Origin of the sequence: Rummeliibacillus pycnus, from assembly GCF_044359855.1 — a bacterium.
Classification (GTDB): Bacteria; Bacillota; Bacilli; order Bacillales_A; family Planococcaceae; genus Rummeliibacillus; species Rummeliibacillus pycnus_A.
The window spans coordinates 1,784,888-1,807,174 of the sequence record NZ_CP132291.1; the positions used below are offsets into that span (position 1 = coordinate 1,784,888).

Genomic DNA, 22,287 nt, shown 5'->3' on the forward strand with positions numbered 1-22,287 from the left:
CCTCTATAAAATGGATTGAGAAGAGCGGCTAGCCCTTCTCTTATTTTTTCTTTCTACTACGGCGTTTTTGCTGTTTCTTTGCAATTCCTTCGTAGAAGCCTTTTTTATTCCCTTTGCTACTTGAATTACCAGAAGCTTTACGTTCTTGTTTACGTGTTCTTCCGTTAACTTTTGCTCCACTTGGTTTATATTTGCGAGTTTTGCCTTTGCCCTTTTCTCTACCCTGTTCACCGTCTTTTGACTTTGCACGAATGACAACTGGTGCTTGGCGGCGAGTACGGGCTTGCGCTTTTGGCATACCAACAATTTCAAAATCGATAGCAGATTCGTCAATATTCACTTCTAAAACGCTGATTTCTACTTCATCACCAATATGGAAGATACGTCCTGTTCTTTCCCCAATCATGACCATTTGACGATCGTCGAAGTTGTAATAGTCATCCGTCATATTGCTAATATGCACTAAGCCTTCTACTGTGTTTTCTAATTCGATAAACATACCGAAGTTCGTAATTGAGCTGACGATACCAGTGAACTTTTCGCCAATTTTGTCTGCCATGTATTGTGATTTTTTCAATGATTCCGTATCACGTTCAGCGTCTACTGCACGACGTTCACGACTTGATGTATGCTCAGCGATTTCATCCATATGAGCACCCCAATAGCTAACCGTTTCTCTGCTCTTATCACCATTGATTAAATAGGTACGAATTAGGCGGTGCACGATTAAGTCAGGGTAACGTCTAATTGGTGACGTAAAGTGTGTATAGAATTCTGTTGATAAACCAAAGTGTCCAAGACATTCTGGGCTATATTTTGCTTGTTGCATTGAGCGTAGCATCATGGTTGAAATAACAGGATACTCAGGTTCTTCTTTTACTGATTCTAATATTTCTTGTAATGCTCTAGGTTCAACTGTATTGCCTGTACCTCTAATAACTAAACCGAAGTTTGTTATAAATTCAAAGAATCGTTGTAGCTTTTCAGGTTTTGGATCTTCGTGAATACGATAGATGAATGGTAAATTCATGTGATTAATATGTTCGGCTACCGTTTCGTTTGCTACAAGCATAAATTCTTCAATTAATCGTTCGGCAACAGTACGTTCACGAAGAAGAATATCTGTTGGCCATCCGTCTTCATCGACAACTACATAAGATTCTTTAAAGTCAAAGTCTACTGCACCACGGTTCATACGGCGGTTGTTAAGAATTTTCGCTAAGTCTTTCATATTTTCAAACATTGGAACTAACGGTGCATAGCGTTCTTTTAGTTCTGCATCGTCTTCTTCTAAAATTTTAAAGACGTTTGTATATGTCATACGTTCTGTAGTACGAATAACACTTTGGAAAATTTCATGGTCGATGACTTCACCGCTTCCATTAATCGTCATTTCACATGAAAGCGTTAATCGATCTACTTGTGGGTTTAATGAGCAGATTCCATTTGAAAGACGATGTGGAATCATTGGTATAACGCGGTCTGTTAAGTACACACTTGTAGCACGATCATATGCTTCACGGTCTAAAGCAGAACCATCTGTCACATAATGACTAACGTCTGCGATATGCACGCCCAATTTATAGGTGCCATCATCATTTTTTGTAACCGTAACGGCATCGTCCAAGTCTTTTGCGGTTTCTCCGTCAATGGTCACAATCATTTCATCACGTAAATCACGACGACCTTCTCGATCTTTGTCTGAGATTGTATCTGGTACTGCACTTGCAGCGTCTAAGACCTCTTTCGGAAAATCAACTGTAATATCGTGTTTATGAATGATTGAAAGAATATCCACACCTGGGTCGTTTTTATGTCCTAAAATTTGTGTCACAATCCCAGTTGCAGAACGGTGCACTCCAGGCCATTCAATAATTTCTGCCACTACTTTATGGCCATCCATTGCACCTAATGTATTATCTTTTGCGATAAATAAATCCATCGATATTTTTTTATCATCGGGTACGACAAAACCAAATCCACGATTCGCTTGGAAAGTACCCACTACTTTTGTCGTTCCGCGTTCAATGATTTTAATGACAGCACCTTCACGACGATCTCCAGAAGATGTTTTGGATACACGAATAAGCACTGTATCTCCATTTACTGCACCATTTATATCCGTAGGAGGAATAAATACATCATCCATTCCTTCTTCTTCTGGCGCTACAAAGCCAAATCCTTTTGCATGACCGATAAAACGACCTTGTAAATAATTCATTCGTTCTGGCAATCCGTATCGATTTGTCCGAGTACGTACAATATCTCCTTGTTGCTCTAATTTCACGAGTGTTTTTACAAGTTGTTTGAATTCTTCAGCATCACGAAAGCCAAACTGCTCTTCAAACTCAGCGACTGTTAAAGGTTTATAGTCATCTTCCTTCATAAATTCCAATAATCTTAATTCTAATGTTGATTCTTGTTTATCCATCGTTCTTCCCTCCTTCTATTAGCATTTGCAATCATTACTTTTTTACTCATGCCAATCAAGTGACTCTAAAAAGTGTAAAATATCTTCATGCAATTGTTTTCGTTCTTTATCTAATGTAATAACATGACCTGATTCTTCATAGAATTTAATCTGTTTTTCATTAGACTCTACTTGTTCATAAATATAATTTGCAGATTTTATATCAATGACTTCATCTTTTCTTCCTTGTACAACAAAAATTGGTGCATAGATTTCATCGACATGTTCTCGAACCTCATATACTAATTCACGTAATTGTTGTAGTGAAGGCATGCCATGTTTTTTAATATTTTCTAAACTCGCTTCGGATTCTTCTTCACTTTTGCCAAAATGTTGATTAAACCGTTCCGCGTATTGAACTACACCTTCAAACATTAATTCTGTTGTCCGCATCGTCATTGGTGCACACATTGTTATGATTCCCTGAACTGGATAACAATAACCTAACTTCAATGAAAAAACGCCACCAAGAGATAGCCCTGCAACAGCAATTTCCTTGTATCCTGCATCTTTTAATTTTTGGTATCCATCAAGCACACTTTGCCACCATTGTTGTGGGTTTGTATGTATCAGCTCTTCTGGTGGTACTCCATGTCCTTTATATTGCGGAGCTAGTGAAGTATAACCATGCTTTTCTAAGAAACGCCCTAGCATACGTACATCTGCCGAATTCCCAGTAAATCCATGTAATAGTAAAACTGCTCTGGGTCCAACCTCAAAGAAAAAAGGTTCGGGTAAAGTAGGTTTCATGATGTAAACCTCCTAAGTATGAATTGAAGTCGATCTGCACGCCGAAGTTTAAAGGTTTACGATCGTGTCCCGCTTTCTTCATTATAATCTATATAATAGAAAACGCCTAACCATTAGCGGCCAGGCGGATTTAGTGTGCATTAGAATTTTGCGATCGCAATAGTTAATACGAAGAATAAGATTGATAGCACAACCGTAATGCGGTGTAATATTAAATCTACTCCACGAGCTTTTGCTTTTCCAAAAAGTTGTTCAGCTCCACCAGAGATGGCTCCTGAAAGACCAGCACTCTTACTAGATTGCATTAATACTACGATAATCAATGCAACAGACACGATAAGAAGTAACGTCATAATTGCTGCATGCATATGTTCCACCTCCTGATTCGAAACATCACAATAGTCTTATCTTACCAAAAACTGTACGTAATGACAACGAAGTTCTACTTTTAGTAGTAACTAAAACCAATAAAATACACACTTTTCTATTATTTTATCATTCCTTATATATTTTGACGATAAAAAAGTAAAAACGATAGCATCCACTAATACTCAAAAGGTTCTTCATAAAAAACGTTGTTTTTGTTCTTATTTTGAACTATACAGTCATAAACTGTATTTGAAAAAATCAAATTTTTATAAGGAGGAGCTACAATACAGGATGCTTACATGATGATCTGTGCTTTTGTGGACGATTATATCAATAAAAAATTAATCCCCTCCGATTCCACCCTTGAGCAAGTTCAGGAATCAAACAAGCAAGCAGGTCTACCAAATATTAATGTATCATCAACACATGGAAAACTTTTATATCTTTTAGCTAAACTAAAAGGTGCAGAAAATATATTAGAAATCGGAACTCTTGGTGGATATAGTAGTATATGGATGGCTCGTGCCCTTTCCGAAACTGGAAAACTATACACATTAGAATTTAATCCGGATTTTGCAAAAATCGCCGAACAAAATTTCCAGCTGGCAGGTTATCAAGATAAAGTGGAGGTTATTGTTGGAAACGCATTAGATACATTGCCAATCCTTGAAGAAAAAAAATTATTATTTGATTTAATTTTTATTGATGCTGATAAGGTGAATTACCCTCATTATCTAAAATGGTCCTTAAAATTAGCGAATCCCGGAGCACTCATTATAGCTGATAATGTTGTAAGAGATGGCAATATCATTGATGAATTAAGCGATGACGTGCATACAAAAGGACTACAACAATTTATGGACTTATTAGTAAACAATCCAGCCATTGATTCTACAGCGATTCAAACAGTTGGTAATAAGGGATATGACGGTTTTATGATAGGGATTGTAAAATAATCAGTGCAGTTTTCCAACTGGAATCACATATTTCAAATAAAAAACATAAAAAAATATGCTAAATAATTTTAATGAGAAAGCCGCTATCGTTCCATAAAGGAGATAGCGGCTTCAATATTTGTGTAAATTGTTAAATTATTTTACTCGTTGTCAAATTAGCGATTAATGTTGTAGAAAGATTTAATACCATTAAATTGAGCTGTTACAGACAATTGGTCTTCGATGCGAAGTAATTGGTTGTATTTTGCAACACGGTCTGTACGAGATGGTGCACCAGTTTTAATTTGGCCAGCATTTGTAGCAACTGCGATATCTGCAATTGTAGTGTCTTCTGATTCACCAGAACGGTGAGAGATGATTGCTGTGTAGCCAGCACGTTTAGCCATTTCGATAGCATCTAAAGTTTCTGTTAAAGTACCGATTTGGTTAACTTTGATTAGAATTGCATTACCAACGCCTTCTTCGATACCACGAGATAACTTTTTAGTATTTGTAACGAATAGATCGTCACCAACTAATTGTACGCGGTTTCCGATGCGTTCAGTAAGCATTTTGTGACCTGCCCAGTCGTTTTCATCAAGACCATCTTCAATTGAGATAATTGGGTATTTAGAAGTAAGTTCGTCATACCAAGCAACCATTTCTTCAGAAGTTTTTGCAACGCCTTCTCCATCTAAATGGTATTTTCCATCTTCATCTGAGTATAGTTCTGAAGATGCCACGTCCATTGCTAGCATTACTTCTTCACCTGGTTTGTAACCTGCACGTTCGATTGCAGTTACGATTGTAGATAATGCTTCTTCGTTAGAAGTTAAGTTTGGTGCAAAACCACCTTCATCACCTACTGCAGTGTTATGACCAGATTCTTTAAGTACTGCTTTTAATGAATGGAAGATTTCAGTACCCATGCGTAAAGCGTGGCGGAATGATTCAGCGCCTACAGGCATTACCATGAATTCTTGAATATCTACGTTATTATCAGCGTGTTCACCGCCGTTTAAGATGTTCATCATTGGAACTGGTAGTTGTTTTGCATTAATACCACCGATGTATTGATAAAGTGGTAGGTCAAGGTAGTCAGCACCTGCACGAGCCACTGCTAAAGAAACACCAAGAATCGCGTTTGCACCTAGTTTACCTTTGTTTTCTGTACCATCTAATTCGATCATCATGTTATCTACTGATACTTGATCAAGTACTGAATAGTTTCCGATTAGTTCTGGAGCAATGACGTTGTTTACATTATCAACTGCTTTTAAAACACCTTTTCCAAGGTAGCGAGCTTTGTCTCCATCGCGCAATTCTACCGCTTCATATTCCCCAGTAGATGCACCAGAAGGAACGATTGCACTACCAAAAGCACCTGATTCTGTGAATACTTCTACTTCTACTGTTGGGTTACCGCGTGAATCTAATACTTCACGGGCTTGTACGTCTGTAATAATTGGCATTGTTTAACTCTCCTCAGTTTTAAAATAATGGTTTTCCTGTCATTTCGAGTGGTTGTTCCACTCCTAATAATTTTAACATGGTCGGAGCTAAATCGGCTAAAATTCCGCCATTTCTTACAACAATATTTTCTTTTGTGATGATAACAGGCACAGGATTTGTTGTATGAGCTGTCATAGGTTCTCCTTCAAGTGTTACCACTTCATCGGAGTTACCATGGTCTGCAGTAATAATCGCCGCTCCACCTTTTGCAAGAAGCGCATCTACCACTCTACCTAAACATTCATCCACAGCTTCGATTGCTTTAATCGTTGGTTCAAGCATACCACTATGGCCTACCATATCAGGGTTTGCAAAGTTTAAAATGATCCCATCAAAACGGTCAGCTTCAATCGCTTCAACTAGTGCATCTGTTACTTCATAAGCACTCATTTCTGGTTTTAAATCATATGTTGCAACTTTTGGAGAATTGATTAGAATACGTTCTTCTCCTTCAAATGTTGCTTCACGACCACCACTCATGAAGAAAGTGACATGTGGGTATTTTTCTGTTTCTGCAATCCGTAATTGACGAAGATTATTGTCTGATAATACCTCACCAATGGTGTTTTTCAAATCGTCATCATGGAAAGCAATCTCACCAATTACTTTATCACTATATTTTTTAAAACAAATAAACTTCAAGTTTTGCGGATGGTTTTCGCTTCGCGTAAAACCATCAAATGATGGATTTGTAAAAGCAGTTGATAGTTCGATTGCACGGTCCGGACGGAAGTTAAAGAAAATCACGGCATCGTTTGATTGAATTGTTGCAACTGGTTTGCCATCATTTTTGATCACAAACGGTAAGACAAATTCATCTGTTACGTCATTTACATAAGATGCTTCAACACCTTCTGCCGCTGAAGTTGCTTCAATACCTTGTCCATCTACTAATACTTTATAAACTTTTTCTTCACGATCCCAGCGATTATCGCGGTCCATTGCATAATAACGACCACTGATAGAAGCAAATTGTCCGACTCCGATTTCAGCCATTTGACGTTCTGTTTCTTCGATATAGCCCACAGCTGTTTTTGGACCCACATCGCGACCATCTAGGAAGCCATGTACATATACTTCTTCTAAGCCTTGGTCTTTTGCTAATTTCAATAGAGCAAATAAATGCTCATAGTGACTATGTACGCCACCATCAGATAAAAGACCCATAATGTGTAATTTTGAATGATTTTGTTTTGCATGATTGACTGCATCTAATAGTGCTTCATTTGTAAAGAAATCACCATCTTTAATAGCCTTGTGAATTCTTGTTAAGCTTTGATAGACAATACGGCCAGCACCTATATTTAAGTGTCCGACTTCTGAGTTACCCATTTGCCCCGCTGGAAGTCCTACTGCTTCCCCTGATGCTGTCAGTGTGTTATGCGGAAAGGAATTCCAATAACGGTCCAAATTTGGTTTCTTCGCTTGCGCTACTGCATTACCAAATAGTTCGTCGCGTAAGCCTAAACCATCTAAAATAATTAATGCTACTGGTTTATTAGGCATTTGCCCCGGCCTCCAATAATTTTAAGAATGAGTCTGGTTTTAAACTTGCTCCACCAACTAGAGCACCATCGATATGCTCCATTGATAGTAATTCTACTACGTTTTCCGGTTTCACACTACCGCCGTATTGAATACGAATCATTTCTGCAGCAACTTCTCCTGCTACTTCTGCTACTGTTTTACGGATCGCTGCACATACTTCGTTGGCATCTTGAGCTGTCGCTGTTTTACCTGTGCCAATTGCCCAAATCGGTTCATATGCAATCACAGTTTTCGCAACTTGCTCAGGTGTTAAACCTTTTAGTGCTGCACCAACTTGAGAAGAAACCTTTACAACTGTATTACTTGCTTCTCGTTCTTCTAATGTTTCGCCTACACAGATAATCGGTGTTAAATTATGAGTAAATGCTGCATGTGCTTTTTTATTTACCCCTTCATCTGTTTCGTTATCATATTGACGACGTTCGGAGTGCCCCAAAATAACATATTGAACTTTGATATCTTCTAATTGAGTGGGGCTTACCTCACCAGTAAATGCACCTTCATTTTCATAGTGCATTGTTTGAGCACCGATTGCTAGATCTGTACCTTCTGCTTTACCTACAAGTGAAGGTAAAAATAGAGCTGGTGCACAAATAACTGAGTCCACTTTATCTGTTGCTGGAACAGATGATTTAACTGCTTCTACAAATTCAATTGCTTCCGATAATGTTTTATACATTTTCCAGTTACCTGCAATAATTGGTTTACGCATTGTGAACAACCTCCATTTATAAGTATTATTTGTCGTTTAATGCGACAACACCCGGTAATTCTTTACCTTCCATAAATTCAAGAGATGCACCGCCACCAGTTGAGATGTGATCCATTTTACCAGCTACTTGGAATTTTTCTACTGCTGCTGCTGAATCGCCACCACCAATAATTGTATAACCATTTGTTTCTGCCATTGCACTTGCTACAGCCTTTGTACCATTTGCAAATGCATCTATTTCAAATACACCCATAGGTCCATTCCAAATGATTAGTTTTGAGTTGTTAATCACATCTGCATATTCTGCAGCAGTTTTTGGCCCGATATCTAATCCCATCCAATCACTTGGAATTTGATCGATATCAACTACTTTTGTTTCTGCATCTTTCGAGAATTCGTTTGCTACAACAGCATCCACTGGCATATGTAATTTCACGCCTTTTTCAGCTGCTTTTTCGATAAATGATTTAGCTAATTCGATTTTATCTTCTTCTAATAATGATTTACCTATATCATAACCTTGTGCTTTTGAGAATGTATAAGACAAACCCCCACCAATGATTAAATGGTCCACTTTATCTAAAAGATTTTCGATTACACCGATTTTATCTTTAACTTTTGCACCACCGATAATTGCAGTGAATGGGCGTTCTGGGTTTGATAATGCTTTACCTAAAACATCAATTTCTTTTTCCATTAAAAGACCAGAAACTGCTGGTAAGTATTCTGCAATTCCTGCTGTTGTAGCATGTGCACGATGAGCGGCACCAAATGCATCATTGACATAAAGATCTGCTAATTTTGCGAAGCTTTCAGCAAGCGCAGGATCGTTCTTTTCTTCGCCTTTATGGAAACGAACGTTTTCTAATAGAACGATTTCACCATCATTCATGTTTCCTACAGCTTGTTCCACTGATTCACCGATAGATTCATCTAGTTTTGTTACAGGTTTACCCATAAGTTCAGAAAGACGTTCGCCTACAGCTGTTAATCGTAGTTCTTCTTTCACTTCACCTTTTGGACGTCCTAGATGGCTAGCTAAAATTACTTTTGCCCCTTTTTCTACTAAATATGAGATTGTAGGAAGCGCTGCTCGAATACGAGTGTCGTCGGTAATTTTGCCTTCTTCCATTGGTACATTGAAATCCACACGTACAAATACGCGTTTTCCTTTTACTTCGATATCATTCATTGTCTTTTTTTGATACATAATCGTGCCTCCTCCAATTGTCTATAACATTTTAATTATGATGAAAATAAGCATCATTCTTCGCTTATATTATGATGAACAAAAATAGCTTCTTCAACCGTTTCAATATAGATTATTGTGAAAAAAATAAGCCGAAATATTTTGTTTTTATCAATGAAGCGCTTACTTATTTCATAAAAAAAGGAGAAGTGCAAAACTGCTTCTCCTTTTTTACCCTAATTCATTATATACATATGGTAACTATATGGCTATCGTTTTTGAATTACAAACCTTGTTTCATCATGTATTCAGCTAAATCTACTACACGAGTAGAATAACCTGATTCGTTATCATACCAAGCCAATACTTTTACAAGGTTACCTTCAAGAACCATTGTAGATAGACTATCAACTGTAGATGAAGAAACATTGCCGTTGTAATCAATTGATACTAATGGTAATTCTGAGTATGCAAGAATACCTTTTAATTCATTTTCAGATGCTGCTTTTAATGCTGCATTAACATCTTCTGGAGTTACGTCTTTTTCTAATTCTACAACTAAGTCAACCAATGATACGTTTGGTGTTGGAACACGAATTGCCATACCATCTAGTTTACCTTCAAGTTGTGGTAAAACTTTTGCTACTGCAACTGCTGCGCCAGTAGTAGTTGGGATCATAGATTGTGCAGCTGCACGAGCACGGCGATAATCTTTATGTGGAAGATCTAAGATTTTTTGATCGTTTGTGTATGAGTGAACGGTAGTCATCATACCACGTTTGATACCGAATTGTTCATCCAACACTTTGGCAACTGGTGATAAGCAGTTTGTTGTACAAGATGCATTTGATACGACAATATCATTTGCTGCATCGTATTTTTCGTTGTTTACACCCATTACATAAGTTGGCATGTTCTTGCCTGGAGCAGATACGATTACTCTTTTAGCGCCTGCTTCAACGTGTTTATGCGCAGATTCATGGTCTGTAAAGCGACCTGTAGATTCTACTACGATATCAACACCTAATTCTCCCCAAGGAAGTTTTGCAGGATCTGTTTCAGCATAGACACGAACGTTTTTGCCATCTACTACAAGGTATTCACCTTCAGATGTTACTTCTGCATCGAATGTGCCGTGAACTGAATCATATTTTAAAAGATGAGCAAGCATTGCTGCGTCAGTTAAATCATTTACCGCTACAATTTCAATATCTTGTCGTTTAATTGCTGTTCGGAAAACTAATCGTCCAATACGTCCAAATCCATTAATCGCTAATTTTAAAGTCATAATCTTTTCCTCCATTAAATGAGTTTATTGTAGTAAGTGAAGCATTTCTTCCGCAGCAGCTGAATCAGTTATTAAAACTGATTGTTTTGCGCCGTGTTTGAAGTAAGAAAGAATGGCTTTAGCCTTATTCTTCCCACCAGCTACTGCAATAATACTTTTACATCTATTTACTTGCTCTAATTGGATTCCTACAGTACGAATTCTTTGTACTGCATTCCCCTGTTCATCGAAATAATAACCAAAGGCCTCACTGACAGCGCCACTTTCAAGTAAAGATTGTTTTTCTTCTTCACATGATTTGCGTCTTTCTGCCATTTCTAAAGCAGAGCCAATACCGTGAATGACGACATCTGTTTGATCATATAACTCCATCATTTCTTTCACGATTGGTTCTTGAATAATTGCATTATAAGCTGTTTCACTTAAATGTTCTGGTAAATACAAAGTACGATAAGTGTTGTCAGTATTCCCTGCAAATGTTGCTGCAATAGTGTTAGCTTGCAGTCTCATCTCAACTCCCATACCACCTCTAGCAGCGATAAAGTTTAGATCAGTTAGTTTTTCTGAAGGAGTAAGACTATCTGCTATGGCAGCTAATGTACTTCCACCTGTTACAGCGACGATTTTGCTAATACTCGCTACTAATTCTAATTGTTTTGCCGCTTCCAAACCGAGCAATGATTTAATCGATGGAAGTTCATCAAGATCCCCATCTACTATTATTACTTTTTTGATTCCAAGTATTCGTGTTAGCTGTTTTTCCATTGTGGAAATACCTGACCATTCATAAACGAGAGGCTTTAACACTTCTAATACTTCCATTCCTAATTCAGAAATCCTCATACCAGAACGACTAGCTACAATCAGCCCTTGCTCACGTAACAAATCCGTTTCCTTACGAGCTTCTCTTTCTGCTACAGAAAGATTATCCGCAAGTCCACGTCGACCAATGGGACCTAACATTTCAATCATTTGTAAAAAACGATATCGAGTATGAAGAAGCTCAGACACTTCAGGCATTATTTTCAATTGTGCTTCCGATAATGTAGTCATGTCGTTACCTCCTTAAGGGACATATTTTATCCCACCTTTTATCATTACGTCCCACTTACTACAAAAAAATTTATTTCTTGCTTAGAGTATACAATTTCATGTCATCATATGCAACTAAATTTCACCAAGAATTGAGTAGAATAGACAATATCACAATATCGCCTATCCTAGTCTGCACCGATTCCTTCCAACAGCGTTATATAATCCAGTACACCATACTGAATAATCTGCCCATCTTTTTCAACAACAGGTATCATCATCATATATTTTTCATGAAGTGTATCATCCTGTTCAATATTCACTTCTTTAACCTCAAAAGGAATATCTTCACGCACTAAATTCAGCATTCGTTTGCCATCTTCGCAAAGTCCGCAGTTCGGTCTACTGTAGTATGTAATTTCCATTATTTAATGCTCCTCACCTTTGATATTTCTTCAATTATATAAATAATTTCTTGTGTTGAATACTCATAGGATTGATGGGCTTACGAAGAGATTGAACGAAGTTTGAATCATGTGGTTGTAATTTTGCAAAAAATATCATATCAAATTCAAACGATATCCCGCTCCCCAAACTGTTTCAATGATTTTAGGATTATTACTATCTTCTTCTATTTTTTCACGAATCCGATTGATGTGTACGGTCACAGTAGAACTATCGCCTATATAGCCGTATCCCCAAATTTGTTCAACGATTTGTTCTTTAGAGAAAACGATGTTTGCATTTTCCGCTAAAAAAACAAGTACTTCAAATTCCTTATTAGGGAACTTAACTACTTCGCCATTCACATAAACTTTCCAACTCTTTTTTAGTATTTTCATGTGACCAATTTGAATGACGTCATCTGTTGTTTCATTTCTATGATGTATCAATCGTTCATAACGATTGATATGAGCTTTGACACGCGCTACAAGTTCTGCAGGATCAAACGGTTTTGATATATAATCATCTGCACCAAGCCCTAGGCCCCTTATTTTATCTATTGATTCTGTCTTGGCTGTCACCATTAATATTGGTATTTCAGATTCAGCTCGTATTTCTTTACAAAGTTCATAACCATTTTTGCCAGGTAGCATGATATCTAGAATCAACAAATCAAAACGCTCTTGATTCAACACTTGGATGACGGAATTACCATTCTGAATGATTCGTGTTTCAAATCCATTAATCTCAAGGTAATCTTCTTCTAACATTGCAATTTCGATATCATCTTCTGCAATTAAAATTTTATACATATTCTTCCCTCTTTTAAAAAATGCTCGGCAATGTAATGATTATTTTCAGTCCATCCTGATTTGCAGCTGAAATTGTGCCGCCATGTTCTTCGATTATATATTTAGACGTATATAATCCTAATCCATTTCCTTCGGTTTTACTATTTCGCGATTCATCACCACGATAAAATTGTTCAAATAGATGTGGCAGTTTGGCTTCATCTACACCTTTACCATTATCCTTTATTTCAAGTACTTCTAAACGATTGATTTTTATTAATGTAAAGGAAATTTGCAAATGGTCATTTTCTGCATATTTTAGACTGTTCTCAATTAAATTGATTAATACTCGCTTAATCAAGACTATGTCAATCGCCACGTTATGCTCTTCATTTGTTAACGATAATGTAACCTTAACCTGTTGAATTGCCAAGTCATCACGCACTTCTTCTACAAATTGCTCTAGAAACAGATCAAAAGCTAGTTTTTTCTTTACAAATGGCATATTACCTGTTTCTAATTTTGAAAAATCAAAGAGACGTTGAAGTAACAAATCCATATCGCCAGCTTTTTTGTATGCAATCATTAAATACTGATGCTGCTTTTCTGGTGTCTTAGCCACACCGTCTAATAAGCCTTTAATATAGCCTTTTACAGATGTAAGAGGTGTACGCAAATCATGGGAAATCCCTGAAATCATATCTGTTCTAGCCTTTTCATACTTTTCGTTGCGTTCTCTTTCTTCCAGTAAATGACTTTGCATTTGGTTAAATGTGCTACATAGCATTTCAAACTCTTCAATTCCTTGATAGACAATAGGTTCGTGAAGATTCCCTGCTTCAATACGTTTTTCTCCATCCATTAACTGACTGATTGGGGCTTTAACTTTCTTCACCAAACGTTTCGTAAACAATTGACTACTCAATATTATTATCATAATCCCAACTAGCGCAATGACAAAATACATCACCAAAAACATTTTAAATCCACCATGTTCAAGGATTGTCCAAAACGAATTTTTTTTGACATTAATGATAATTAGATCATAGTGATGCCTATTAGAATCAAACTCTTTGCGTACAATTGTTGCATAATCCCAATGATAGACTGCATTATTTTGACCTTTTTTTATTTTGGGGAAATCTTCAATATAACTAGATTCGTGTTTGTTTAAATTAGAATAGATTTTCGTTTGATCTTTTGCTACATATAAATGATAACCATATTTTGAAACATCTGTACTGATTTCATCCCAATCTGTATTAGGAGTTTTCATGTTGTTAAACATCGTTTGAATTTTATAGACATCTTTATTTAATTGAACTTTCTCAATACGATTATCAATATAATATTCATTAAAGGTACTTACAAGCGTTCCACCGACTATAAACAGTAGCATAAGGGGAAGTAGAACCATTATTGTATTTGAACGGAAAATCAACTTATTTATTTTCATTACATACTTCCCCTATCTATCTGTTTTTAATCTATACTTTTAATCCGTCTTCTTTGTCGATACACTCCAAAACTAAAGAGTACAATTGAAATAAATGCAACCCATAAGCATGCTGTCCAGTAAGGTGGTTTGTAGTCCAGTTCAATTTCATTTTCACCGTCCATTAATGGAATACCAATAAACGCATAGTTTACCTTCTCTATCGCTACTTTCTTCCCATTAATATGAGCTGTCCACCCTTTTTCATAAGGTATAGGTGTGACTAACATTTCGTGAGGTTGAGTTGTTTTTACTGCACCACTTGCATGATCATTTTGCCATTGTATATCTGCACCTTTACTATACTTCAATGCATCAGATAGGGTCGAATAGTCTTCTTCATATACATGAATATTATTTATGTGATACTCCCCTTTTGACAAACGAATATGAATGGTATTTGCTCGATTGATTGCAAACGTTAAATCATTATATCCTGTACGATAAATAGAATCTGATCTTTTTCGCATCGTTTGATCTTCATTCACTTGAAGATTAAATGATTCTTTTTGATGGATTCCTTCAACGTGAAATTGGACATAAAGGTCTTTTGTATTTTGAGAAGGAGCAATATGGAGATCAAATCCTCCGTTTTTCTTCTGTATATTTAAAACATCACCGTTCCACTTTGCATTGACTGTGCTTATTTTTTTAATGGCAGTCTCAGGAACCTTGGATTCCTTTGTGGTTTGTTCATTTTCTGTTATAACACCTTGTAGCATCGCATGTTCTTTCGCTAATATAGGCTGATTTTCTAAAGCTGTTGCAGAATATAAAGAATTCGTCACACGAAACGCAGGCAATAACTTTTTATTCTCATAAACATTATAATTTTTTGAGTGCTTTACTAAATGATAGTCATATGGAATCGATTGATTTGCATTTCCGCGCATATAGAACTGTGTTTGCCATATAGACATTAAGTTTGTTCTAGCACCCAAAGTCGCATATCTACTAACACTTTCCCTCCCCATATCAATTTGAAGGTCTTTTTGATACATATTTAATACATCACCGTTTAAAACACTGGAATAAACACTTTCCCCTTTAAAATCTTGTACGATAGGCGTGTTATTTCGATCATCCACCATCCAATCAATTCTTGCTCCATCATTAATTAAATGACGTTTCATGTATTGAATTAATCGTTTTTGTTCATTCGAATTGTATTTGTCTGATTCCATGAATTGGGTTGTTGAAGCATATGAGTTTTTATCCACTTCGGTTAAACGATTTGCTTGAAACACATTTGCATATCCTATCATAAAGATGATTACGAATAGAATAGCGGTATTTTGTGATTTTCGCTTTGTTAATACATAGCTAATCCCAATTATCCACAAAGCCGTCATTATGAAAATAACGCTATCTTTTCCCCACTTAAATGTTGGGTCTATAAAACTAACGATAAGCATGAAAATTAGAAAAACGGTCGATGTTCTTATAACATGTCTCGCCTTCCAATATTCAAAGTGATCTATAGCTACAGCAAATACACCTGCATAACCTAAAACCACAATGGCTTCCCATCGATTTTGTGGCGCTGAAAATCCATTAAACATGCTACCAACATACGGTATGAAATGCAGAACAGTTCCGCCAATGGCAACTATGGTAAAGAGTTGGAATGTCTTGTTTTGATATAACTTCTTGATACTTAATGCTACCACAACAAAGACCGGTAACCAGAGAATACGTGGATTAGAAAGTATATTATCTTGAATGTCTATCAATGGGATAGCATCTTTGTATGGTGGGCGGGAATTGTGTAGGTAACCCATAGCTGCTGGTATAAATGCAAAACAACCGATTCCTAATCCTAATAATCCACCACTTAAATAGTGTTTCAATTGCTTTTTTATGGAAAGCTCTTGCTGTGAACAATGAACAAACCAACGAATGATTATATAAAAGAAACCTATTAGTAAGTTCACATATGCTAAATAAAAATTGTTGATAAAAATAAGCGCAACAGCTACTACGAAAGTAGTTGATGATTCTTTTCGTATAATTTTCTCAATACCTATTAATAATAAAACAAGCCAAAATATTGCATCTGTTAAGATATCCCAATACATTTCATGTCTAAAAAAGAAGGGACTTAATCCATAAATAACTGCTCCAACGTACGAAGCTTTTTTGGATAATTTCATCGTTTTAAAATAACTGTATGCGACAACTAAAATAGCCGTTTGTTTTAAAATACTCATAGGCAAAATAAGCTGTACCCAAGTATTTAAATCCACATGATATTTTGTAATAGATTCCACTATAAACAATAAGGATGCGATAATTAAAAAGAAAATATTTGTTGAGAAATAATAAGCTAACTGAGAAAAAATCCCTCCACCAATTCCAAAATCATCTGCATAAAAAAAGTTTCCTTGGGAATAGTTTTTATAGATGAATTGCTTAAAAGGTAGCATTTGCGATAGACCATCGTTAATACCTTTCATTACAAGTCCATTCGACTGTTGCCAAATAAAAAAGCCATGTGCCACGATCGAAATGAGGAGCATGCTTGCTATTAGCAATCCTTTTTGTTTCCATCTAGATTGGTTTTGAAACACGAATAACCCTCCTAGTGACAAAAAATGTTATCGGCACACTGACTATTGCAGTTGCAAGTGGTGCAAGATAAGGAGACATATGCAATGTTTTGACAAATACAACAAGGCAAATCAATTGCACAACAGTGTTCGTTATCTGCGTAAGTGGAAATAGGAAAAATGACTTCCATGAAGGTCTTTCCTTATACGTAAAATAGACGTTAAGAAAATAGGAACCAAACATACTTAAAACAGTTGCAATAATATGACTGGGTAAATAGCTGATAAGGCATATTGAGTAGAACAATACATACCACGCATAATAGTGGGCTGTATTAATACCGCCCACTATTATAAATTTAAACCATTCCTTGTTCATCGTTGATCCTCTTTCGTTCTGTACGCAAAACCACTTTTTCTAAAGATTTCTTCAACATCTTTTGAAGATACAACGCGTGGTACAAATTTGGAGGGGCTAACCATATTTGATTCTTCAACAATATAATGAGGTCGATGTTTTGCTTCATTATAGATTCGTCCAATATATTCTCCGATAATCCCTAAACTTAAAAGCTGAACACCACCAAGTAATAGCACAGCTGAAATGATTGTAAAGTAGCCTGGCACTTTTATTCCTTCTGTAATAATGCCAACAAAAGTTGTTGCGATATACATTAATCCACAAAATAAAATGAAGACACCCATATACAAGCAAAGTCGAAGTGGTTTTGTGTTAAACGATAATACTCCGTCCAGCGCATAGGAAAATAAGTCAGAAAATGACCATTTACTTTCTCCATATTGACGTTCAACATTCTCATAAGAGAATGTTTTTTTAGACAAACCAATCCATTCATAAAGTCCTTTAGAAAAGCGATTATTTTCACTAAGCTGTAATAGTGAATCAACTGCTTTTCGACTTAACAGACGAAAGTCACCTGCTCCATTTTCTAACTGTACTTCACTTAACTTATTTACAGAACGATAAAATGCACCTGTTAAAAGACGATGCAGTTTAGATTCACCTTTTCGATTTCGGCATGCTACAACTTGATGATATCCTTGCTCATAGCCTTTAATCATTTCTGTTACTAATGATGCTGGATGTTGTAAATCACTGTCCATTAATATGACTGCATCTCCTGTTGAATTCTGAAGTCCCGCATAGATCGCAGCCTCTTTTCCGAAATTACGGGAGAATGACACATACTTTACTTGTTTATCATGAATGGCTATTTCTTTTATTTTTTCTAATGTCCCATCTGTACTTCCATCATTCACTAGTAATATTTCATATATATAATCTACTGTGTTAAACTCACCCACAATTGAATCATATAATTTATCAATATTTTCCTCCTCATTAAAAGCAGGAAGAATGAATGTTATTTTTTTCACTGTTTTGCACCTCAGTTAGAATGTCATTATAAATTTTGTCCATTGATCATCAAAACCATACGAATGCATAAATCACCAACTGCTTTAGAAAGGAATTGGATTAGCTGAACATAAGCAATTGATTTGGTTTGGACAATAAAAATTGACCAAAGTTCCATCCGTTAATTCGTTCAACCATTTCCTTTATCTGCAATACACATTATTCTGATTTGACTATTCATTTGAACCATCTATTTGTTCATTCCCTTTGTGTACTTATCATTATAAAAAGCAAATCTTAACTGTTTAATGAAAAAAGATAAACAAATTATTAACAAATTGATAAATTCTTATAAATATCCATGCAACAGTGCGTTTATATTGAATTTTTTATATTCCATGTATTGAAGTCGACTCGAAGTCCATACTATCTCTGCGTGAACACAAGCGCCTAATTTTAAAGGAGGTTATATTTTGTCTCAACAACAATCACAAAATCAGATGAATAATGATCCAACGTATCATGTAGATTCAGCAAAATTCAATCATGGTGGACATGAAGTAATGGATATGCATGAAACTCTATCCACAATTGTTGGTGGATTAAACCAATGCGTATTATTACGTGACCACATCCAAGATACTGAATTACGAGATATATTAGACCGCCAGTACAAATTTAGCTTAGACGAATACAATACATTGGTGGAATCATTTAAAACAGGTCGTGATCCTTCTCGTCCAACTGGACATTATGAAATGACTGAAAACAACAAATTTACTTATGGTGTACAACCTGGACAACCCAAAAAACCAATTACTCAAGCTAGTGAATTAAGTGATGAAATAATTTCCGGTTTTCTCCTTGGATGTCACAAAGAAACCGCTACTGTTAAACTTGCTACAGCATTGGAAACAACAAATCCAGTTGTTCGTCGCGTATTAGCAGACTCAATTCCAAATTGCATTGAAATGGCATACGAAGTGTCAATTTATCAAAACAGAAAAGGATATTACCAAGTCCCTCAAATGTCCCCTCAAGATATGGCTACAATGACAAATAGTTATGGCGAAGCAACTATAAATACACATCTCAATTAAGTTAAAATAAAACAACAAAGCTCTCGACGTGGTCTTGTCGAGAGCTTTGTTGTTTGTTCTATATTATTTTTGTACTTGAGCTTCTTTATTTACTTTAACACGTTTTAGGAATAACGAAAGTATTAAAGCTACCCCTGAAATACATGTAGCTATCATAAACGTATAGTTAATGCCATCTAATAATGCAGTTTGAGTTATATGTGCTTTTAATTGAGCAAGTTGTTCTGCTGTTGGCGAAGATGGAGTTTGACCAGCTTGTGCAGCTGCATGCGCTGCTTGAACCGCTTTTGCTTTTGCATCAGCTGCTAATTCAGTTGCTCTTGTTTTAATATGATTATCCATCACAGTTACAAGAATCGCCGTACCTATTGCACCAGATACTTGTTGGGCCGTATTATTAATGGCTGTACCATGCGGGTTTTTATTCATTGGTAGTGCGTTTAAACCATTTGTCATGATTGGCATCGTCACCATAGACATACCGAACATACGAACAGTGTAAACCGAAATAATATAAGCATAACTTGAATCAACTTTTAATTTTGTTAAGAAATAAGTAGCAACCGTCATAATTGATAGACCGACAAATGCTAAAATACGAGGTCCAAATTTATCAAATAGTTTCCCAGTAATTGGCGACATGAAGGCCATCATAACTGCACCAGGTAACATTATTAATCCTGCGTGGAACGGAGAAATACCTCTTACATTTTGGACATATGCAGGTGTTAGAATCATACCCGAAAACATTGCTACTGATACAACGATTGAAATAACTGAACCTAATGCAAACATTGGATATTTATATATACTAATATCTAATAATGGTTCATCCATATTCAATTGTTTGATAATGAATATAACTAAAGCAATTGCACCTACAGAAATTGTGCCATATACCAATGGATCACTCCAACCTTTATCTCCAGCTGAACTGAAGCCATATAAAAGGCCACCAAAAGCAATTGTTGAAAGTAGTAATGATAAATAATCTAGTGAAACTTTACGAGTTTCCATGACATTTTGTAATTTCCAAATACCAAATAGTAGACTAAGTACGGCAAATGGAATAATCATTTCGAATAACATACGCCAATCATGGTGTTCAACAATATAACCAGACAATGTTGGTCCAATCGCAGGTGCTGCAATCATTACTAGACCAAACATCCCCATAGCAGCACCACGTTTTTCAATTGGGAAGCTTGTAAGCATAACATTCATTAATAATGGAGAGATTGCAGCTGCACCTGCCGCTTGAACCATTCGTCCAGCCAATAAGGTACCAAAGTTTGGAGCAAGTGCCGCGATAATTGTACCAATTGTAAAGATAGACATCGCTGTGATAAATAGATTACGGTTTTTAAATCGAACAACAAAGAATGCTGATGCAGGAATTAACACACCACTTACAAGCATATAGCCTGTTGTTATCCATTGTACTTGAGAATACGTAACATCAAAATCCTTCATAATTGTAGGTAAGGCAACGTTCATCAACGTATTATTTAAAAAAGCAACAAAAGCACCTATAAACAAAATGGCAATCATGCCATAAGGTGGCTTTTTCTGTATAGAGTCATTACTCATAATTTCCCCTCATTCTTTCTATCTTATTCTTGTTTTTGTGATGTTTTTTATTTTATACTGACAGTCTAATTTTTTCAACAAAAAAATTTCATTTAGCGTAAAACGTTGATATGTAAACGTTTTTTCTGTAGAATAAGAGTATAAATAATTTAAAAAGGTGAACTTATGAATACGCGTAAAAGAAAAGTACTCGACATTGCACGTAGTTTATTTATTGAAAAAGGCTTTAACGAAACCTCTATAATGGATATCATCCATGAAGCAAATATCTCAAAGGGAACTTTCTATAATTACTTCACTTCGAAAAACGAATGTTTAATTGCTATTTTGCAGGAAAGCCGTGAAGATGCGAGTAACCGTAGACATGAACTTATTTTTGGTCAAGATCCAAAAGATATTAATATACTTGCGAAGCAAATCGCCGTGCTCATGCATATTAATCGTGAACAAAACCTTTTGCAAATTTTTGAGTCTATTTACCATTCAAGAGATGTCGGTGTTAAAAAAGTGGTAATGATGCATCATTTACAAGAACTTGATTGGCTCTCTACTCGATTGGTTGAAGTTTATGGTAAAGAAATTAGTATTATGAGTTACGAATGTGCGGTTCAAGTAATCGCAATGATTCAACATACAATTCGGACATTACTAGTTGCTGAAGATCGTTGTGTGGACCCTGAAGCTGTTGTTAATATGGCGCTTCGTAACATTGATGCCATTATCCCCCGAATGTTAGAAACGAAAGAAGTTCTAATAGGTGCTGAAACGATTCATTTTATAAAAAATAGTGTTGACCATAAAGTGGTTAATAAAAACATGATCATAAACCAACTAAAGGGTTTTATCGAAGAACTTTCAAAAGATGACCCAAAAGATGGAATTGAATACGCAAATTGTTTACTGACAGAATTACAACAAACAGAACTCAAATTATTCGTCATTGAAGCACTTCTTACCCCTTTCCGTAAATCATTTATAAAAACAACTCATGCTTCAGAGGCAAGAGAAATTGCAAACTATATTTGGCGCTTAGTCAAAGATGAACATATTGATGAAAATTAACAAAAAGCAGCTCGCCCCCTAAAATAGAGGATGAACTGCTTTTCTTTACTATTTTTACATTATTTACTCTATC

The 22,287-nt window shown here is 35.9% G+C and carries 19 protein-coding genes; 3 read left to right on the forward strand and 16 right to left on the reverse strand.

Going from position 1 to position 22,287, the window contains the following annotated elements:
* Window positions 1-40: 40 nt before the first annotated feature.
* The 3 genes from rnr to secG all read right to left on the reverse strand — a co-directional run bounded on the left by rnr (window position 41) and on the right by secG (window position 3,588).
* Window positions 41-2,431 carry a ribonuclease R gene (rnr, locus tag Q8X41_RS08770; protein ID WP_397539846.1) on the reverse strand — a complete coding sequence of 797 codons (2,391 nt, stop codon included), beginning with the start codon at window positions 2,429-2,431 and terminating at the stop codon, window positions 41-43.
* Window positions 2,432-2,473: 42 nt separating this feature from the next.
* Window positions 2,474-3,220: an alpha/beta hydrolase gene (locus tag Q8X41_RS08775; protein ID WP_397539847.1), complete on the reverse strand. Its 747-nt coding sequence runs from the start codon at window positions 3,218-3,220 to the stop codon at window positions 2,474-2,476.
* 140 nt (window positions 3,221-3,360) lie between these two features.
* Complete coding sequence (gene secG, locus Q8X41_RS08780; RefSeq protein WP_397539848.1) at window positions 3,361-3,588, reverse strand: preprotein translocase subunit SecG; 228 nt, start codon at window positions 3,586-3,588, stop codon at window positions 3,361-3,363.
* Between the two features lie 300 nt (window positions 3,589-3,888).
* On the opposite strand from secG, the gene Q8X41_RS08785 reads away from it, so the two are divergent.
* Window positions 3,889-4,545, forward strand: a complete 657-nt coding sequence (locus tag Q8X41_RS08785; RefSeq protein WP_397539849.1) for an O-methyltransferase — start codon at window positions 3,889-3,891, stop codon at window positions 4,543-4,545.
* Window positions 4,546-4,700: 155 nt separating this feature from the next.
* On the opposite strand, the gene eno is transcribed toward Q8X41_RS08785, so the two are convergent.
* The 12 genes from eno to Q8X41_RS08845 all read right to left on the reverse strand — a co-directional run bounded on the left by eno (window position 4,701) and on the right by Q8X41_RS08845 (window position 18,482).
* Window positions 4,701-5,996, reverse strand: a complete 1,296-nt coding sequence (gene eno, locus Q8X41_RS08790; protein ID WP_397539850.1) for a phosphopyruvate hydratase — start codon at window positions 5,994-5,996, stop codon at window positions 4,701-4,703.
* Window positions 5,997-6,015: 19 nt separating this feature from the next.
* Complete coding sequence (gene gpmI, locus Q8X41_RS08795) at window positions 6,016-7,542, reverse strand: 2,3-bisphosphoglycerate-independent phosphoglycerate mutase (protein WP_397539851.1); 1,527 nt, start codon at window positions 7,540-7,542, stop codon at window positions 6,016-6,018.
* Window positions 7,535-8,296, reverse strand: coding sequence for a triose-phosphate isomerase (gene tpiA, locus Q8X41_RS08800; RefSeq protein WP_397539852.1), 762 nt, complete (start codon window positions 8,294-8,296; stop codon window positions 7,535-7,537). Before tpiA ends, gpmI begins: the two co-directional genes overlap by 8 nt.
* A 25-nt stretch (window positions 8,297-8,321) precedes the next feature.
* Complete coding sequence (locus Q8X41_RS08805) at window positions 8,322-9,506, reverse strand: phosphoglycerate kinase (RefSeq protein ID WP_397539853.1); 1,185 nt, start codon at window positions 9,504-9,506, stop codon at window positions 8,322-8,324.
* 262 nt (window positions 9,507-9,768) lie between these two features.
* A complete protein-coding gene (gene gap / locus Q8X41_RS08810; protein ID WP_397539855.1) occupies window positions 9,769-10,773 on the reverse strand; it encodes a type I glyceraldehyde-3-phosphate dehydrogenase in 1,005 nt (334 codons plus the stop codon).
* Between the two features lie 24 nt (window positions 10,774-10,797).
* The gene (locus Q8X41_RS08815) at window positions 10,798-11,826 is read right to left on the reverse strand and encodes a sugar-binding transcriptional regulator (protein ID WP_397539856.1); all 1,029 of its coding nucleotides are present in this window, start codon (window positions 11,824-11,826) and stop codon (window positions 10,798-10,800) included.
* Window positions 11,827-11,993: 167 nt separating this feature from the next.
* Window positions 11,994-12,230, reverse strand: coding sequence for a glutaredoxin family protein (locus Q8X41_RS08820; protein WP_397539857.1), 237 nt, complete (start codon window positions 12,228-12,230; stop codon window positions 11,994-11,996).
* A gap of 135 nt (window positions 12,231-12,365) precedes the next feature.
* Complete coding sequence (locus tag Q8X41_RS08825; RefSeq protein WP_397539858.1) at window positions 12,366-13,061, reverse strand: response regulator transcription factor; 696 nt, start codon at window positions 13,059-13,061, stop codon at window positions 12,366-12,368.
* 13 nt (window positions 13,062-13,074) lie between these two features.
* Complete coding sequence (locus tag Q8X41_RS08830; RefSeq protein WP_397539859.1) at window positions 13,075-14,496, reverse strand: ATP-binding protein; 1,422 nt, start codon at window positions 14,494-14,496, stop codon at window positions 13,075-13,077.
* A gap of 26 nt (window positions 14,497-14,522) precedes the next feature.
* Window positions 14,523-17,105, reverse strand: coding sequence for a YfhO family protein (locus tag Q8X41_RS08835; protein ID WP_397539861.1), 2,583 nt, complete (start codon window positions 17,103-17,105; stop codon window positions 14,523-14,525).
* Complete coding sequence (locus Q8X41_RS08840) at window positions 17,086-17,463, reverse strand: GtrA family protein (RefSeq protein WP_397539862.1); 378 nt, start codon at window positions 17,461-17,463, stop codon at window positions 17,086-17,088. The genes Q8X41_RS08835 and Q8X41_RS08840 overlap by 20 nt, the downstream gene beginning before the upstream one ends.
* The gene (locus Q8X41_RS08845; protein WP_397539863.1) at window positions 17,460-18,482 is read right to left on the reverse strand and encodes a glycosyltransferase family 2 protein; all 1,023 of its coding nucleotides are present in this window, start codon (window positions 18,480-18,482) and stop codon (window positions 17,460-17,462) included. Before Q8X41_RS08845 ends, Q8X41_RS08840 begins: the two co-directional genes overlap by 4 nt.
* A 480-nt stretch (window positions 18,483-18,962) precedes the next feature.
* On the opposite strand from Q8X41_RS08845, the gene Q8X41_RS08850 reads away from it, so the two are divergent.
* A complete protein-coding gene (locus Q8X41_RS08850) occupies window positions 18,963-19,562 on the forward strand; it encodes a spore coat protein (protein WP_397540233.1) in 600 nt (199 codons plus the stop codon).
* Window positions 19,563-19,625: 63 nt separating this feature from the next.
* Here Q8X41_RS08850 and Q8X41_RS08855 read toward each other — a convergent pair whose 3' ends face one another.
* Window positions 19,626-21,152: an MDR family MFS transporter gene (locus tag Q8X41_RS08855; protein ID WP_397539865.1), complete on the reverse strand. Its 1,527-nt coding sequence runs from the start codon at window positions 21,150-21,152 to the stop codon at window positions 19,626-19,628.
* 165 nt (window positions 21,153-21,317) lie between these two features.
* Here Q8X41_RS08855 and Q8X41_RS08860 point away from each other — a divergent pair, with 165 nt between their 5' ends.
* Window positions 21,318-22,214 carry a TetR/AcrR family transcriptional regulator gene (locus Q8X41_RS08860; RefSeq protein ID WP_397539867.1) on the forward strand — a complete coding sequence of 299 codons (897 nt, stop codon included), beginning with the start codon at window positions 21,318-21,320 and terminating at the stop codon, window positions 22,212-22,214.
* The last annotated feature ends 73 nt before the right edge of the window (window positions 22,215-22,287 follow it).